This window comes from Streptomyces sp. NPDC101151 (genome assembly GCF_044768335.1).
In the GTDB taxonomy this organism is placed as follows: Bacteria; Actinomycetota; Actinomycetes; order Streptomycetales; family Streptomycetaceae; genus Streptomyces.
Genome location: NZ_JBIWPP010000007.1, coordinates 18498 through 33921 on the forward strand (window position 1 = coordinate 18498; position 15424 = coordinate 33921).

15 protein-coding genes and 1 pseudogene are annotated in these 15424 nt (G+C 69.4%); 7 read left to right on the plus strand and 9 right to left on the minus strand.

Features of this window, described 5'->3' with window-relative positions; all coding sequences use genetic code 11:
- Positions 1-431, minus strand: a pseudogene (locus ACIRU3_RS15275) (hypothetical protein); the annotation flags it as partial.
- Positions 432-2070: 1639 nt separating this feature from the next.
- Here ACIRU3_RS15275 and ACIRU3_RS15280 point away from each other — a divergent pair.
- Positions 2071-2280: a hypothetical protein gene (locus tag ACIRU3_RS15280; protein WP_404056279.1), complete on the plus strand. Its 210-nt coding sequence runs from the start codon at positions 2071-2073 to the stop codon at positions 2278-2280.
- Between the two features lie 345 nt (positions 2281-2625).
- On the opposite strand, the gene ACIRU3_RS15285 is transcribed toward ACIRU3_RS15280, so the two are convergent.
- On the minus strand, positions 2626-3060 hold the full coding sequence (locus ACIRU3_RS15285; RefSeq protein WP_404056281.1) for a hypothetical protein: 435 nt from the start codon (positions 3058-3060) through the stop codon (positions 2626-2628).
- A 735-nt stretch (positions 3061-3795) separates the two neighbouring features.
- Between ACIRU3_RS15285 and ACIRU3_RS15290 the strand changes: the two genes are divergently transcribed.
- A complete protein-coding gene (locus tag ACIRU3_RS15290) occupies positions 3796-4263 on the plus strand; it encodes a hypothetical protein (RefSeq protein WP_404056283.1) in 468 nt (155 codons plus the stop codon).
- 229 nt (positions 4264-4492) lie between these two features.
- On the opposite strand, the gene ACIRU3_RS15295 is transcribed toward ACIRU3_RS15290, so the two are convergent.
- Together ACIRU3_RS15295 and ACIRU3_RS15300 are read right to left on the minus strand one after the other, a co-directional pair.
- Positions 4493-4996, minus strand: a complete 504-nt coding sequence (locus ACIRU3_RS15295) for an ABA4-like family protein (RefSeq protein ID WP_404056285.1) — start codon at positions 4994-4996, stop codon at positions 4493-4495.
- Positions 4993-6039: a hypothetical protein gene (locus ACIRU3_RS15300; protein WP_404056287.1), complete on the minus strand. Its 1047-nt coding sequence runs from the start codon at positions 6037-6039 to the stop codon at positions 4993-4995. Before ACIRU3_RS15300 ends, ACIRU3_RS15295 begins: the two co-directional genes overlap by 4 nt.
- Positions 6040-6153: 114 nt before the next feature.
- On the opposite strand from ACIRU3_RS15300, the gene ACIRU3_RS15305 reads away from it, so the two are divergent.
- Entirely contained in the window at positions 6154-6828 is a 675-nt protein-coding gene (locus ACIRU3_RS15305) for a MerR family transcriptional regulator (RefSeq protein ID WP_404056289.1), read from the plus strand.
- Positions 6829-6973: 145 nt separating this feature from the next.
- On the opposite strand, the gene ACIRU3_RS15310 is transcribed toward ACIRU3_RS15305, so the two are convergent.
- Together ACIRU3_RS15310 and ACIRU3_RS15315 are read right to left on the minus strand one after the other, a co-directional pair.
- The gene (locus tag ACIRU3_RS15310; protein WP_404056291.1) at positions 6974-7213 is read right to left on the minus strand and encodes a hypothetical protein; all 240 of its coding nucleotides are present in this window, start codon (positions 7211-7213) and stop codon (positions 6974-6976) included.
- A 621-nt stretch (positions 7214-7834) separates the two neighbouring features.
- On the minus strand, positions 7835-9049 hold the full coding sequence (locus ACIRU3_RS15315) for a M23 family metallopeptidase (RefSeq protein ID WP_404056293.1): 1215 nt from the start codon (positions 9047-9049) through the stop codon (positions 7835-7837).
- Positions 9050-9275: 226 nt separating this feature from the next.
- Between ACIRU3_RS15315 and ACIRU3_RS15320 the strand changes: the two genes are divergently transcribed.
- Positions 9276-10103 (plus strand): slipin family protein, encoded by an 828-nt coding sequence (locus ACIRU3_RS15320; protein WP_404056295.1) that lies wholly within the window; start codon positions 9276-9278, stop codon positions 10101-10103.
- Here the strand turns inward: ACIRU3_RS15320 and ACIRU3_RS15325 are convergent.
- Positions 10048-11238, minus strand: a complete 1191-nt coding sequence (locus ACIRU3_RS15325; protein ID WP_404056297.1) for an MFS transporter — start codon at positions 11236-11238, stop codon at positions 10048-10050. The two genes, ACIRU3_RS15320 and ACIRU3_RS15325, sit on opposite strands and share 56 nt — an antisense overlap.
- 85 nt (positions 11239-11323) lie before the next feature.
- On the opposite strand from ACIRU3_RS15325, the gene ACIRU3_RS15330 reads away from it, so the two are divergent.
- The 3 genes from ACIRU3_RS15330 (at position 11324) to ACIRU3_RS15340 (ending at position 13776) form a co-directional block, all read left to right on the plus strand.
- Positions 11324-12337, plus strand: coding sequence for an ArsR/SmtB family transcription factor (locus ACIRU3_RS15330; protein ID WP_404056299.1), 1014 nt, complete (start codon positions 11324-11326; stop codon positions 12335-12337).
- Positions 12334-12840 (plus strand): glutathione peroxidase, encoded by a 507-nt coding sequence (locus tag ACIRU3_RS15335; protein ID WP_404056301.1) that lies wholly within the window; start codon positions 12334-12336, stop codon positions 12838-12840. The genes ACIRU3_RS15330 and ACIRU3_RS15335 overlap by 4 nt, the downstream gene beginning before the upstream one ends.
- 84 nt (positions 12841-12924) lie before the next feature.
- The gene (locus ACIRU3_RS15340) at positions 12925-13776 is read left to right on the plus strand and encodes a MerR family transcriptional regulator (RefSeq protein WP_404056907.1); all 852 of its coding nucleotides are present in this window, start codon (positions 12925-12927) and stop codon (positions 13774-13776) included.
- A gap of 117 nt (positions 13777-13893) precedes the next feature.
- Here the strand turns inward: ACIRU3_RS15340 and ACIRU3_RS15345 are convergent, their stop codons facing one another.
- Positions 13894-14085, minus strand: a complete 192-nt coding sequence (locus tag ACIRU3_RS15345; protein ID WP_404056303.1) for a DUF397 domain-containing protein — start codon at positions 14083-14085, stop codon at positions 13894-13896.
- Between the two features lie 190 nt (positions 14086-14275).
- Complete coding sequence (locus ACIRU3_RS15350; protein WP_404056305.1) at positions 14276-15133, minus strand: helix-turn-helix domain-containing protein; 858 nt, start codon at positions 15131-15133, stop codon at positions 14276-14278.
- Between the last annotated feature and the right edge of the window lie 291 nt (positions 15134-15424).

The window sequence follows — 15424 nt, forward strand, 5'->3', positions numbered from 1 at the left end:
GCCTTCCCCGGCGGATCCGGTGTTTCCGGAGGGTTGTTGTCGTACTTTGGCGGGTTGCAACCCATGTTGGTGGCCATGCAGTCGGGCGCCTTCCCCGGCGGATCCGGTGTTTCCGGAGGGTTGTTGTCGTACTTTGGCGGGTTGCAACCCATGTTGGTGGCCATGCAGTCGGGCGCCTTCCCGGGCGGATCCGGTGTTTTCGGAGGGTTGTTGTCGTACTTTGGCGGGTTGCAACCCATGTTGGTGGCCATGCAGTCGGGCGCCTTCCCGGGCGGATCCGGTGCATCATCGTGAACTGCCGCCTTCATGCTTGCGGCCTGCGATGTCACCGAGGCGGCAAATGCGTTGGCGGGCACCAGTACGCCTCCGGCAGCCAAGGCGATCGACGCGGCAAGCATTGTAAGGCGCGTCGCGCGGTAGATATTAATCATCAGAATTCTCCTCCAGCGAAAAAAGGGGGGAAGGGAGCGTCAAGGCGATGCGCAGGCAAAGCCATCTCCGCCAGATGTCAGCCAAGTGACACGTCCAGGGTTCTTCTGGATAACGAGGGTGGTAATCTATTCTGCGTCAATCCAGGCTCTAATTAGACCCCGGCAGTCGAATCCGGTCACGCCACGGAATCTCGGGACTTGACGGATAGCCGCAGGCCATCAATCCGAGACATGGCCCACGTCCGGGACCAGGCACACGACGGTCCGAGAGGGCCAGGGATTAGAAGTTCCCCGTGCCACACCTGTGCCAGATCCAGCGCGGAACCACGGGGAACGGCAGTGCCCGACGGGTGAGTGCCCCTCGATCGACCCACCTGGACAGTTCGCAGGCCAGAGCGGAACTCGCCTCATCAGCTTGGGCAGGGAGACCGGTCCGGCGGACCGCAGCCCCTCGGTGCCGGCGTCGTGCCAGGCCCGGCGCCATCGCTGCACCGAGCGCACACTCACACCCGTAGGTCCCTGGCGACCTCGGCGTGGGAGGCACCGGCAGCGAATCACTCGGCGGCCTCCATCCGGATCCGCTCGCGAAACGCCTGCCGTTCAGGCGTCAGCCCACCGACACTTCCATCCATACTTTCACGATCGGCGCCAACAGGAAGGGCTATGTTGCCTTCTCGCCCCGCCTTGCGAGGGCAAAGGGTAAGCTTACGGCTACTTATCCGAGGAATACCTACGGGGGCAAGACGTGGTCTGACCCCAACATCGTCACGAACACCCCGTTCTACCTCCCGGGCACCAATTTCGCGGACGGCGAGTTCAAGGTGGTATACGAGCCCTGCTGGCCTCGGTCCCGCAGAAGGTCCGCCGACCTGGTCGGCGGACCTTTCGTTTTCTCCAGCCGAGGGTTGGCACGCTTTCCCGGGATATCCAGCTCGGCGTTTACTGACTTCGTACTTCTGCGGTGCATGCAGCGGGTCTCTCCTGTACCGAGTGCCGCCCGATACATTTTCCTTGGGGCTGATCCAAGGCGACCCAGTCCAGCCGTCGGACTGCCCGGATTGAGGGCGGCGTGACTGCGTTCTTCTGCTGGCGTCTGGCGGCAGAGCAGCTAGGCCTCGCCGGAGTGCCGGCATCGGCGACGGCGTACCCGGCCGAGGAGGCCCATCCCCAGGCCGTGGTCACAGCGGTGGGCCGGCCTGTTCGGCCCAGGGCGTCAAGGTCGTTCGTACAGTGTCGCGCTCCACCTTGACGCCCTGAACCACGCCCGCTCCACGGAGTGTGGGCCGACGGCGGACATCAAAGCCTCCCGATCAGCTGAACGCAGCCATTGAGACTTCCCGTCAGGCTTGCAGATGTGGCCAGCCGTCCCGGTTCGAGAAGGTCTCGAAGCGGTAGCGAGTGGACCGATCCCACTGTGCCCGAGGGTCTCCATGATGACCCTCGGAGCGCCGCCGGCCGCCTGGCTCAGCCACGCCGGTACCGCTGCCTTCGCCCTGTCCAACATCGGAGGGGCTGCGGTGTCTGCCTGCCACGACTCGCGGGTCCGCCCGCCGTCACCCATTCTGAGTAATAGGGCGCCCCTGACATGCGCCCGGTCATCTCGAAGTGCCGAACCAGGGACACCGGAGAGGAGAAAGTCATGCGTATACGACGACTCCTGGGCCTCGCCCTCGCCACAGCGACCCTCGCCGGCGCGAGTGCCGTCGGCGCCGCCGCCGCTCAGGCAGCGACGTATCCGGCCATCTCGGGCGAACAGTGCACAGCCCAGGGCGGAACGGTCAACCAGGGCGGCCCCTACCGCGGCCCCACGTGCACCTTCCCCGACGGGCACTCGGAGAGCATTGGCTGAGCGCGCCGGACCGGATGGCCGGGGCATGGTGGCCCTGACCTCGCGGAGCATCACCCCGCGTACAGATCCGCCGGGGGCTCTTTGCGCGGAGCGTCACGAGGGCCCACCACTCAACCTCCGGTGAGACGACACCACTTGGACCTGGCCTCCTGCCGGCCCGCACGGCCTGGCCGTGCGCCGGGCCGTCCAGGTTTCCGTCTCATTCAGCGAGGTTCACCGCCGTTCAGGCAGGTGACAGCCACCGGACCGCTCGGCTTCCACCCGCGTCCGGGGCGATCAGCCCGCCAAGGGCACGGCGGCCTGACAGCCACCGGACCGCTCGGCTTCCACCCGCGTCCGGGGCGGTCAGCCCGCCAAGGGCACGGCGGCCGCTATCGCGTTCCGGTCCTTGCGGCTCACCAGCGGAAAGACGATCTTCAAGCCCTGCTCATTGTCCGGCGAGGAAACGACGAAGGACGAGTTGAGCAGACGCTCCTTGATCTCCGAGCGAACGAGACCGGCGCGCGGAATCGTCATCAGATGCTCTTCCGGCCGGGCGAATGTCGGGTTCGCCCGGAAGACGAAGATGCGGCGGTCGGTCATGGCCAGATACATGGGCGTCGGCGTCGGGATTACGGCCATCCCGCCACCGCTCATGATCGCCGAGGCTGCCGCGAACACGGCTGTCCGGCGCACCGAGACCGAACTCAGGTTCACGATGGTCGCCACCTCGACCTGCTCCTCGGGCTCAAGCATGGGGTCGATGGCGGCCAGCAGCAATCTGCGACGCTTTCCGTTCACGGGGGTGCTCCATGTTGCAAGGGAACCGGACGGGGGATGCTTCCGCCCGGCAGACAGCGGTGCGCCCTCCGGGCATCGCCGCAGGATGTCGTAACCCGGAAAGCAACCACGGACCGGACTCCCTCGCAAGGCATGGCCGGCGTGAGCTGTCGGCATACCTTGCCACACGCACCCCCGGCCCCCGCCTCGGCATCCGGATCTGCGGCAACCGAGTACCGACCGTCCAAGAGGATCGGAGAGCGCCCCCGTGCCCCCTGTGTGCCCGACCGAGCGGCAACCGGCGGGGAACAATGGGGAACGTCGGCTGGCCTGCCGTGACTGGCTGCATGAGGCGTGGCCCCTGCTGACCGACCGGGTTCGTTCCCTTCGGCAGCCCTTCCCCTTCGGCAGCCCTTCCTTGACGCCATGGGTGATCGATTCCTTGCCGCCACGGCCTGGATGCAACCAAGGCAGGCTGTGCCCAGCCGGCGAAGCGACAGGTGGTGGCGCGAGCGCTACCCCCGCGTGGTCACGGGCCGGCCTGGCGAGGAGCTGCCGACAGCATGGTCACCGGCTCCCAGATACCTCGAAGACGACTGACAAGACAGGGCACGTCCGCTTGCGACTGACCGCTCGCCACAGCAGGTCACCGCTTCCACCGGCGGAACTTGTAATGCTGTGGTCACGGCCCCAGGACGCCGAGCACCAGCGGTACATGAGTGGGTAGCCTCTGGGCTCAGCTTGACACTCCGCTGGATGGTCGAAGGGCACGGGGCTATGAGGGTTGAGAGGCAGGGCCGGTCGGTCGGGGCGCCGGAAAGAGAACCGAGTTTGCTGCCGGTGCTCGGGGTGTTCATCGTGCTGGCCGCAGTGCTGGAACGCGGCCTGTCGGTGCTCGACGGGCCGAAGACGTACATACTCTGCGATGACCTTGTCGAGCTGTCCAAGGAACTCGACCAGGAAGCAACGGTGAACCGGTGGCTCCTGGTGGCCGGCCTGGTGCTGTCCATAGCGGCACTCGTGGTCTCACGTGTACGTCGCCCGCGGGTTCTCCCCGTGCCGGCGCTGCTTGCGGTTCTGATCTTGGTGGTTCTGGCGGACGGTCATGCGGCGCGCGCGGATGCCGTCGCCTCGCAGATTTCGGCATCCCAGACCTGCGACGAACCCACAAATCTGTACAACACCTCCCGAGGCTGGTTCGACTGGACTCCGCTCGGCCCGTGATCTGCCAGGTTCTGCACGGACCCACACTGACGCGCGTGGGCAGTCCCGAACTTGTCCTGGGCACACGCACTCCGTCCGGTGCCGGCCTCGTCCTGGCCGCCGCCCATGAGCTGCGCGCCCCGGCCTCGACGGCCGGAGCTTCCCACAGCACCCCGTCCAGCACTGCGGGAGCTTCCCCGTACGTGGAGTACGTCGAGCACGTGGAGCACATGCAGCGGCCCACGCCGTTCTACGGCTCCTGCACGACCGGGGACCGGCCGGCACGTCCCGAGGGACGAGTCCCCGAACCGAGCCCAGGTGCACGGTCCTTCGCCCTCGCCCGCTGATTCGCCGCGCGCAGCAGCAGGAAGAGCAGCAGCCCGAAGGGCGAAAGCAGAATCGTGAGCACCAGCAACGGCCCCATGGCCAGCGGATGGATCCCGATCCGCCGAGCCTCGCGGTACATCCACTGGCCGATCAGCAGATCCCAGGCGATGACCTGGGCCCAGATCGCACCCGCCCCATTGGCGAGCATCATCAGATCGCGGAATCGGTCGATGTCAGGGCTGCTGACCGCGGCCCAGAGTTCCGGAAGGACCGGCAGCGCCATCGTGAGATAGACGGCCAGTACCGGCAACACGGTCAGCGGTGACGCGGCGATACGGGCGGTCGGCCCCCACCCCGGGGCGAAGACCATGAGCAGCCAGACGGGGGCGACCAGCCAGAAGGTGAACTCGAAGAGGAAACCGGTCATGCCAAAGGCTCCTTGGCGTCGGATGCATCGGAGGTCTCGGAAACCTTGGAGAAGTTGGAGTACTTGGAAGGCCGGGAGGGCCTGGACGTGTCGACTGCCGTACGCGGACGGCCCGTTGCCGCACGCGCGGGGCCCGTGGTCCGTAGTGCCCCGTACGTGCCCCCTGCGGCGCCGACAAAGATCAGCCCCGTCGCCGTCAGGGTCGCCCCGTCCGGATGAATCAGCGGCTGACCACGCAGCGCCTGCCAGGTGACCAGGGCGAACACGGCGGCGTACGTGGCCGAGGCGACCAGGAGCAGTCGCAGCCGTACCCGCTCGGCCCGCAACCGCGCCACCCGCGGCGCCAGCAAGGTGAGCCCCATGACGACCAGGGGAAGCAGTTGGAGGGCGTGCATGCCGAAGAAGTGCGGGATCCGTAGATCGCCGCCGGTCGTCGACCAGCCCGTCAACGGCATCGAGGGTCCGCCGTCCGGTACGCCGACGCTGTGGGCACCCACCACATCGGTCACCCCACGCTGTTGACCGGGCGCCGGCCGCGTCATCAGGAAGCCGACAGCTGCCCCGGCAAGGGCGAGCACGATGCCGGACCGTATCGCCCAGGCGGACGCGCGGTCCGCGAGCCGGGTGCGTAACAGAAGTACGGCGATGGCCAGGGTCCCGAGCCACAGGATGACGACGGTGACGGCCATCACGTTGTAGAGCGTTGCGTCAAAGGGCGTCTCGTAGTTGAAGTGGCTGCGTTTCCCGCGTACCACCTGCCCGGTGATGATCACCATCTCGACGACGCTCGCCACGGCGACGACAGCGCCTGCCCACCATCCGGCGCGCCGGCTACGAGACGTGGGCAGCAGCGACAGCGCCCACGCAAGCGACAGCCCGTACGCCACGAACGAGACCGAGAACTTGAAGGGCTTGAACCAGATCGGCGATCCCACGAGCCGTCGATCGTCGACGACAAGACCCACCCCGGACACGACGGCGAGAACCACCATCGCCAGGGAGAACACCACCAGTGGCCGGTGCCATAAGCGCCATGAAGACATACTCACCTCTTCCAAAAACAGATAGTGGCACTATCTGCTATCTGATAGCGCCACTATCTATCATGGGAGGGGGGTTGGCAAGTGCGAGGCAGCCGAGTGAGGAGTGAACGGGCAGTGCGCATCAGCGAATTGAGCCGCAGGACCGGGGTGCCGGTACCGACGGTCAAGTACTACGTCCGCGAAGGGCTCCTCCCGCCTGGCGAGCTGACCAGCCCCAACCAGGCGAGCTACGACGAAACCCATGTACGCAGGCTCCGGCTCATCCGCGCACTGCTCGATGTGGGCGGACTGAAGGTGGCCGCGATCGCGGAAGTCCTGGGCGCGGTCGACGACCCGGCACGCCCGGTGCACAAGGTGCTCGGCGCGGCCGCCGACCGGCTCGGCACGGCGCACGACGACGACAACGACGCGGAGTCGGCCGCCGCCGGCGCCGCTGTCGCCGAGCTGATCGCGCGACGCGGCTGGCAGACACACGAGTCGAACCCGGCGGCCCAAGACCTGACCAGGGCGCTTGCCGCCATGGGGCGAGTCGGACACGGGGCGTTCATGGAACTGCTCGACGACTACGCGGACGCCGCCGAGGTCGTCGCCCGCGCCGACCTCGGCTATGTGAGCAGGCGGGTGGGCGTCGACGAACTGGTGGAGAGCGTGGTGATCGGCACGGTCCTCGGCGAAGCGGTGTTCAGCGCGATGCGCCGCCTGGTGCACGTGGACGAGTCGGCGCGGCTGTTCGGACGGGACACGACCGTCGAGACGGACGAGAAGGTCACGGACCGGGCGACGCGCTGAGGGACGGCCTTCGGGAACGGCGGGTGTCGCAGATTCGGATCCTGCCGGGGCATCAGCCGAAAGGCCCCGGACCGATCATGGTCCGGGGCCTTTGACATCGGCTTCCGACATCAACTCGGGCGGCGGGGTGAGTGGACCGTTCGGCCTAGAAGCCGAAGTGGTCGATCACGGTGCCGTTTCCGCACTTGTTGCTGGGACCGGCGGGGAGGTAGGCACTCAGGATGGGCACCCCGACCGCTCCCGACAGGCAGGCGGGTGCCGGCGAGAAGGTCCAGTGGTTCCCACCGGTGACGCCGCCGCCGAGGTTGGCGTCGTCGGCGTTTGCAGGAGCGGTCATGGCCACGGTGGCCAACGCGAGCGCGGCAGTGATGATGATCTTTCGCATGCCCGCTGTAACGATCGGAGTGATCGGAGGGTACGCCCCTGCCGTAGGCATGTCCCCCATGTGCCCTAAGGGACGAGCGCGAACGGGGAACAGCGGGGACCTGCGGGCCGGGCGTCGCGCAACCCCGGCTCAGCGAGATCCCAGCTCATCGATCATTTGCATACGCGATCTCCCCCGCTGGGCAATGGACACGCTGATCGCCCGTGACTCACCCTTCGGCGCCGTGAGCGGGCGCCCTGGATCAGCACGCATGAGTACCGGCGAGCCACGTCCCCCGGGCAGGTCGGGTGTTCGGCACCTCGGGATGGTCCAGGAGCCAGAGAACGTGGCCCGCGTGGAGCTGGGCCCACGAGTTCCCCGAGCGGTGATCATCTCCTGCTCGGCACGCGGGCGCGATCCTCTTACGTGTGGCGGCGGAGGCGGGGTGGCATGCGGTGCGGCAGCCCAGGATCGCGAGGCCGTACGGCAACGTCACGGGGCCGCCGAGGCGTTCACCGCACCGACCGGCGGCTACCGGAACCAGAGCCTGTCCGGCGGATCAGGCCGGCTGCGGGCAGCGGTGCCGCTCGTTCCCCTGGTGGCCCATCAGGCGGGGTTCGCCCCGTGGGGCTGGTTCCCGGCTCACCCGCCCGGCCGGTCCGCCGTGATCCTGCGCCCCCGGTACAGCCGGCCCCGGACATCCGTGAACCGCAGGTCCAGGCCCAGGCCGTCGCGTTCGGCGTGGAGGTGCAGATGGGGTTCGGTGGAGTTGCCGCTGTTGCCCACCTCTCCGAGGAGTTGGCCCGGCTCGACCTCGTCGCCCGGTCGCACCGCAACCGAACCCGGGCGCAGGTGCGCGAGTTTGATGATGTCCCGGCCCGTGTCGAGGAAGACGTGGTTGCCGTAGGGCGGTTGGTAGCGGATCTCGCCGGGGTGCTGGTCGGGGATCGTGGTGGCCGCCGAGATCACGCGGCCACGGCAGGGCGACAGGACGGGGCGGCCGTAGGCGGCGTAGGCGGTCAGGTCGTGGCCGCGGCGGGTGCGGGTGCCCTGCGGGCCGAGAGCGACCAGGTCGACGGCGGCACGCTGTTCCGGGAAGCCGGCGTGGTGGTTGAGGAGGCCGCCACCGCCCTGGAGGACGTACCAGGAGCCCTCCAGGGGGAAGAGGAGGGGCTGGGAGACAGGGGTGCGCCAGTGGTGGAGGCGGGCCATGGCCAGCAGACACACGCCCACGGCGAGCAACGCCAGGGCGGTGGCCAGGGCCGGGGTGAAGTGTCCGGTCGGCAGCGTCGGCAGCCGGTAGGCCGAGAGGAGGGCGGTGAGGGCGGCCGCCCGGACGGTGTGCCGGCGCAGACGGGGCTGCTGTGCGGGGGCGCCGCGGCCCTCGGCGAAGACGAAGAAGACGGCGAGGGCGGCCATGCCCGCGCACCAGGAGGCGCGGTCGGCGGCCGTCCAGATCATGAGGACGTTCCAGAGGGTGAGCACGAGGAGGTACGTCAGCCAGGTGACGGTCTCCGGGAGGTGTCCGCGGCGGCCCGAGGGCTCGTAGGGGACGCCTTCGAGGAGCAGGCCGGCGATCTCCGCGCCGTCGGGGGTCTGCCGGGCCCAGGCGCGGACGCTGCCCTGCGGACCGGTGACGATCAGGCCGTCCGGGCTGTCCGTGACGGTGACCGGGGTGCCGGTACGGGCGAGCGTGGCCTCGACGATCCGCTCCATCCGGTCCGCGCCGACCGCTTCCGCGACGCCCGGCGCGAGCCGGAGCCGTCCGGCCGGGTCCGCCCCGAGGAAGCGCATCAGGGTGTCCGCCTCCGGTGGCGGCGCGGACGAGCGCTCGGCCTCGGACGTCGGATCGTGCATGGGGCCCTCCCGGTTCAGGTCTGCTGCGGCGATCGGCCGCGAGGTGCATCGGGCGGCCGACTGGAAGACGGTCGACGGTGCGGCGGGGTTCTCGGGTGCGGGCGTCGGGGCCGGTGACGGTTTCTTTACGGATCCCTGACGCCGCCGCCGCATCCGCCGGTGCCCGCCCCGATGTCCTCCCCGTTGTCCGGAACCGGACGGAAATCGCGTCGGAGAATGGAGTGCCATGGAAGGCACCGTCGTCGCAGTGGTGATCGTGGCCGTGCTGTTTCTGCTCGTGCTGAAGAGCGGCATGCGGGTCGTCAACCAGGTGGAACGCGGGGTGGTGTTCCGGTGGGGCAAGGCCATGCCGAACCACCGGCAGCCGGGGATCACCTTCCTCATTCCGTTCGCCGACCGGATGCGCAAGGTGAACGTGCAGATCGTGACCATGCCGGTGCCCACCCAGGAGGGCATCACCCGGGACAACGTGTCGGTGAAGGTCGACGCCGTCGTCTACTTCCGGGTGACCGACCCGGTGCGGGCGGCCATCGAGGTGCAGGACTACGTCTTCGCCGTCGGGCAGGTCGCCCAGTCCTCCCTGCGCTCCATCATCGGCAAGAGCGATCTCGACGATCTGCTGAGCGACCGGGAGCGGCTGCACGAGGGGCTGGCCGTGATGATCGACAGCCCCGCCGCGGGGTGGGGCGTCCACATCGACCGTGTCGAGATCAAGGACGTCCAGCTGCCCGAGTCGCTGAAGCGGTCCATGTCGCGGCAGGCCGAGGCGGAGCGGGAGCGGCGGGCCCGGGTCATCACCGCCGACGGCGAGTTCCAGGCCGCGCAGCAGCTGGCCAACGCATCGCGGATCATGTCCGACACCCCCGAGGCCATGCAGCTGCGTCTGCTCCAGACCGTCGTCGAGGTCGCCGCCGAGAAGAACTCCACCCTCGTGATGCCGTTCCCCGTCGAGCTGCTGCGGTACTTCGACCGGGCCGCGCACAACCTCGGTGCCAACCTCAGCGAGAAGACGGTTCCGGCACAGCAGCCGCAGCCGGACGCCGGCCGACCGTAGCCAGCGCGAGGGTCACGGCCACCGAGGCGGCCGCCATCGCCGTCATCGCCCGGGCGGGTGAGGAGAGTTGGGCCACCGAACCCGCCAGTGCCGCGCTCACGCCCTGCAGGGTCAGCATGCCCGCCGAGTGCAGTCCCAGGGCGTGACCGGCGAGTTCGTCCGGGGTCAGGTTCATCAGCCGCTCCTGCTGGACCAGGCTCGCCCCGAAACCGGCGGAGGCCACCGTCACGCAGACCGCGGCCACGGGCACCGGCGGGTGCGCGCAGAAGAGCAGGTACGGCGTGGCCAGGAGGAGGAGCAGCGGGGTCGCGAGCCGGGCGCGTACGGCGGGCGGGAGCAGCCGGCCGACCGTCACGTCCCCGGCGAACATGCCGAGCGCGCCACAGGCGAAGAGGAGGCCGGCCGCGTCGGGGGCGTACGACACGTACAGCGACTCGCAGCCGACGACCAGGCCGTTGGGCAGCCACAGGCCCAGGTAGGTGAGGCGGCGCGGGCGGTCCGACCACAGCAGGGCGTTGGTGCGCCAGGTCGCCGCCGGGGAGGGGCGGCCGGCGGCCCGGGGCGGGCGCGCGGTCAGGCCCAGGCGCAGGATCAGCGCGGCCGCCAGGTACAGGGCGGCCGCCAGAAGCAGGCAGATCCGTGGGGACAGCGCGGTCAGCAGGGCGCCGCCGGTGGCGAAGCCGGTGATCTGCATCAGCCCGCTCATCATGTTGAACAGCGAACGCCCGGGCAGATATCCGTCCTTGGCGAGGATCTCGTTCAGCAGGCCCCAGCGGACCCCGCCGCCCAGCGAGGCGACCAGGCCCAGCAGCAGGACGACGGTGAAGAGCGCGCCGGTCGGGAGGCCGGGCAGCGCCTCGACCGCCGTACCGGCCGCGAAGGTCAGCGCGACGGCGGCGAGGGTCGTTCGCGGGGGCAGGCGGTCGGCGCCGGAGAGCAGGAAGGTGGCGCCCAGCACCTGGGCCAGCGAGGGACCGAACATGCTCACCGCCGAGAGCAACGGGGAGCCGGTCGCCCGGTAGACGAGTGTGGCGAGGGCGAGTCCGCCGACGGTCTGTGCGGCGGTCTGCGCGGCGGCCCCGAGGAACAGCGGGGTGAACTCCGGGGTGCGGAACAGGGATCGGTAGCTGGGCATGCCCAGGAGTCTCGGCCGGACCGCACGGGCCTCGTTATTGTTTCGCCGTCGCGCGAAAGGTCGTACGAGGGACAGGGGCGGGCTCTTGGGATGGTGGCAGCTGAACGCGGACACCCTGGCCCGCAGCCGTTTCGTGATCTCCCCGCTCACCGAGACCTTCGCGAGCCTGAAGCTGCTGCACGCGGGCTCGGGCACGCATCCCGGTGAGCGGGAGTGGCTGCGTGCGCACCTGCCCGGCTACCGGGCGCTGCTCGAAGCCGATCCGGTGACGGCCCGGCTGGTGCGGGCGGGGCTGGGCCGGGACTGGATCGCCGACTTCCTCACCCCCACGCCGCACGACGAGGAGGACTTCGCCGACGGCGTCGCCCGGGTGCGTGCGGCCGGGCCCGCCGCCGCCCGAGCCCATCTGCGCCTCTCCCTCGCCGGGCCGCTCCCCGCCGTACTGGACCGGGACGACCTGCCCGAGCGCGCGGCCGCGCTGCTGGAGTGGGTGTGGGAGCAGACCGTACGGCCCTGCTGGGAGCGGCGCCGGCGGGTGCTGGAGGCGGACGTGGTGGCGCGGACCGCGCAGGTCAGCCGGGGCGGCTGGGTGAGCGTGCTGGATTCGCTGCGGCCGGGCGGGACCCGATGGCTCGGGGAGAACCGGTTCCAGGTCAACCTGCACGAGTATCCGCCCCGCGAGATCTCAGGCGCCGAGCTGGTCTTCGTGCCGGTGACCCCGCAGCGGGTGGGCTGGGTGGCCTGGGAGGAGCGGGAGCGGTATGCCGTGATCTACCCCTGCACCGGTGTCCTCGCCGGTGACGGGGACCGGGCGGTGCCCGCCGGACTGGGCGCGCTGCTCGGTCCTGCCCGGGCGGGCGTGCTCGTCCTGCTCGCCTCCCCCATGACCACCACCCAGCTGACCGCCCTGACCGGGCAGGGGCTGGGCTCGGTGGGACGGCATCTGAAGGTGCTGCGGGAGGCGGGGCTGGTGGAGCGGTGGCGGGTGGGGCGCTCGGTGCTGTACGCACGGACGGCGGCGGGACAGGTGCTGGTCGAGGCCGGTGGGGGAGCCCGTGACCCGGGCCCGTCACCTGCCGGAGTTAGCATCCGCGTATGACGACTACTGACCACAACGGTTCCGTGCTGGACATCGAGATCGGGGCCCTGCGGGGCGGCTCCGCGAACCTGCCGCAGTACGCGGGCAAGAGCGTGCTCATCGTGAACGTGGCCTCCAAGTGCGGCCTGACCCCGCAGTACACCGGTCTTGAGCGGCTGCAGGAGCGGTACGCCGAGCAGGGCTTCACCGTGCTCGGTGTGCCCTGCAACCAGTTCCTCGGGCAGGAGCCCGGCAGCGCCGAGGAGATCGCCGAGTTCTGCTCGGCGACGTACGGCGTGACGTTTCCGCTGACCGAGAAGGTCGAGGTGAACGGGGAGGGCCGGCACGCGCTGTACGAGCGTCTGACGGGCTTCGCCGACTCCGAGGGGCACAGCGGGGACATCCGCTGGAACTTCGAGAAGTTCCTGATCGGCCGGGACGGCCAGGTCGTCGCCCGCTTCTCACCGCAGACCGAGCCGGACTCCGCGGAGGTCGTCGCGGCCATCGAGGGCCAGCTGGCCTAGGGGTCTGGTTTGACCTTGCCCCTGGGGCAGGGGTGAGCGTCGCTGTCACCGGGCGGGAAGGACCGCCCGGTGACGGAGGATGGCATGGTGACCGAGGAACTGCTCACCATCGGCGCGTTCGCCGCACGGGCCCGTCTGTCGGCCAAGGCGTTGCGGCTGTACGACCGGCTGGGCCTGCTGGCCCCAGCACACGTCGACGAGACGAGCGGCTACCGCTACTACCGCGCCGACCAGGTGGAACGCGCCCGGCTCGTGGCCATGCTGCGGCAGCTGGACATGCCGCTCGCCCGGATCGCCGAGGTGGTCGGGGCGCAGGGCGTGACGGCCGCCGACCTGCTGGCCGCCTACTGGGCGGATGTGGAGACCCGGGTGGCCGGGCAGCGCACCCTCGCCGAGTACCTCCGTGGACGACTGTCGGGGAGGAGCTCCGAGATGTACGACAGGTTCGTGGTCGAGACGGTGGACGTGCCGGCGCAGGTGGTGATCACCGAGACGCGGCACACGCTCGCGGACGAGTTGCCGGCGTGGATCGGCGCGTCGCTGGACCGGCTGGCCGGGGCCGCGCGGGAGTGCGGAGGCATCGCGGGCGCGCCGTTCGTCGTCTACCACTCCGAGGTGTCGATGGAGAGCGACGGACCCGCCGAGTCGTGTGTGCCGGTGGCGGACGAGGCGGCGGCCCGGGCGTGGGTGGAGGACCGGGGGCGGACCTGGTCGACGCGGGTGCGGGTGGAGCCGTCGGCCCGGCTGGCCCGCACCCGGATCACCAAGGCGCAGGTGGCCCATCCGCAGATCCTCGCCGCCTTCGAGGCGGTGGAGCAGTGGATGGCCGCGGAGGGACTGGAGATGGCGGGCCCCTGCCGCGAGGTGTATTTCGCGGACTGGGAGGCGGCGGGGCCGGGCGATCCGGTGTGCGATGTGGCGTTCCCGGTGAAGTGATCGCGGGAACCGGGCATGGCCGAGCCCTCTCGGCAAGGACGGCGACTGGTCGAGAGGGCTCTGAGGGTGATGCTTGTGCAGTTGTCGTGCCTACGAGGAAGCGTCAGAGAAGGCTCCCTACGCCTTGACCGAAGCGACGAAGACGTTCCACGCGTCGGCGGGGAACGCCAGGATGGGGCCCTCGGTGACCTTGGAGTCGCGAACGGCGAGTTCCTCGGTGGTGGGCGACTTGACCTCGACGCAGGCGCCGTTGCCCGCGGAATAGGAAGACTTCATCCACGTCTCCGAAGCGCCCTGAATCAGTGCCATTTCCACTCCTGTTGCGAGTTGCTGGTGGTGCGGTTCACGCCAACCTTGTCGTCTGATTGGCGTGATCGACGCTACCGGGCAACCGCCTCTGCTGGAGCAGCCGTTCACTCAAGCGGATGGCATATTCCAGGTGAGCCTTCCATTGGAGCGTAACCCCGGTGTACGATCCGGCGCTTCCTGTGGAGCAGGGTCAATCGGCGTAGGTTTTCGCCACATCGGAGATGTATTGCCGGGATTGCTCCACATTGAGGGACTGTGCCCGCAGATGCTCATACATCACGGCGTACTTCTGCACGTCCTGTGCCTTCTCCAGGTACAGGTCGCTGGTCACGCCCTCCAGGTAGACCACACTGGAGTCGGCCGCGTCGGTGAACTCCAGGATCGCGTACTGGCCGTTGAGCCCCGGGTGCGCACCCACCTCGAAGGGCAGCACCTGCACGGTGACGTGCGGCAGCTGGGACATCTCGATGAGGTGCTCCAGCTGCTCCCGCATCACCAGCCTGCTGCCCACGACACGGCGCAGCGCCGCCTCGTCCAGCACCACCCACAGCCGCACCGGGTTGTGCTCGGCGGTGATACGTTCCTGTCGGCGCATGCGCACCTGCACGCGCTTCTCGATTTCCGCGGTCGACGTCTCCGGCAACGCGCCCTGCACCAGGGCCTCCGCGTAGGCGCGGGTCTGCAACAACCCGGTCACCAGCTGGGGTTCGTACACCCGCAGCGACTCGGCGTCGGTCTCCAGGCCGATGTACACGCTGTACGGGATGTCCCCGAACGTGTGCCACCAGCCCTGCTGCCGGGAGTCCCGGGCCATCTCCATCAGCGAGTCGACGATCCGCTGGTCCTCGACCTCGTACACCCCGCACAGGTCGCGCACATCGCGTTGACTGATGCTTCTGCGGCCGTTCTCCAGCCGACTGATCTTCGACTGCGACACGAGCAGCCGTTCCGCCACCTCTTCTGCCGTCATGCCCTTGAGCTCACGGAGCCGGCGCAGCTCCTGGCCCAGCCGGCGTCGCCTGACGGTGGGATTGACATTGGACGCCACGGGACGTGCACCTCCGGCTGCCTGCCTGTACCTGACACTTTGCGTATCTGCTGTTGAGCAGACTGCCACCAAGGTGCTTTCTACCGCTGGCAAACGGTGGATATGCGGCGCGTACGCGTCAGTTCGGGCACGGATTCACGAGTGCGGACGCGGTCGAGGGGGGGGGGGGGGGGGGGAAGGGGAAACCACCCCCCCCCCACCACACCCCGCCCCCCCCCCGGCGAGGGGGGGTGGGGGGGGGGGGTCTGTGGGGCCCGCCCCGCGCGCGGGGCCCGCGGGGCCGGGGGACAG

Bases quoted from the DNA above. Each gene is read 5' to 3' on its own strand.
- ACIRU3_RS15280 (WP_404056279.1), top strand. From the start codon at position 2,071: ATGCGTATACGACGACTCCTGGGCCTCGCCCTCGCCACAGCGACCCTC.
- ACIRU3_RS15290 (WP_404056283.1), top strand. From the start codon at position 3,796: ATGGTCGAAGGGCACGGGGCTATGAGGGTTGAGAGGCAGGGCCGGTCG.
- ACIRU3_RS15295 (WP_404056285.1), bottom strand. From the start codon at position 4,996: ATGACCGGTTTCCTCTTCGAGTTCACCTTCTGGCTGGTCGCCCCCGTC.
- ACIRU3_RS15300 (WP_404056287.1), bottom strand. From the start codon at position 6,039: ATGTCTTCATGGCGCTTATGGCACCGGCCACTGGTGGTGTTCTCCCTG.
- ACIRU3_RS15310 (WP_404056291.1), bottom strand. From the start codon at position 7,213: ATGCGAAAGATCATCATCACTGCCGCGCTCGCGTTGGCCACCGTGGCC.
- ACIRU3_RS15315 (WP_404056293.1), bottom strand. From the start codon at position 9,049: ATGCACGATCCGACGTCCGAGGCCGAGCGCTCGTCCGCGCCGCCACCG.
- ACIRU3_RS15320 (WP_404056295.1), top strand. From the start codon at position 9,276: ATGGAAGGCACCGTCGTCGCAGTGGTGATCGTGGCCGTGCTGTTTCTG.
- ACIRU3_RS15325 (WP_404056297.1), bottom strand. From the start codon at position 11,238: ATGCCCAGCTACCGATCCCTGTTCCGCACCCCGGAGTTCACCCCGCTG.
- ACIRU3_RS15335 (WP_404056301.1), top strand. From the start codon at position 12,334: ATGACGACTACTGACCACAACGGTTCCGTGCTGGACATCGAGATCGGG.
- ACIRU3_RS15340 (WP_404056907.1), top strand. From the start codon at position 12,925: ATGGTGACCGAGGAACTGCTCACCATCGGCGCGTTCGCCGCACGGGCC.
- ACIRU3_RS15345 (WP_404056303.1), bottom strand. From the start codon at position 14,085: ATGGCACTGATTCAGGGCGCTTCGGAGACGTGGATGAAGTCTTCCTAT.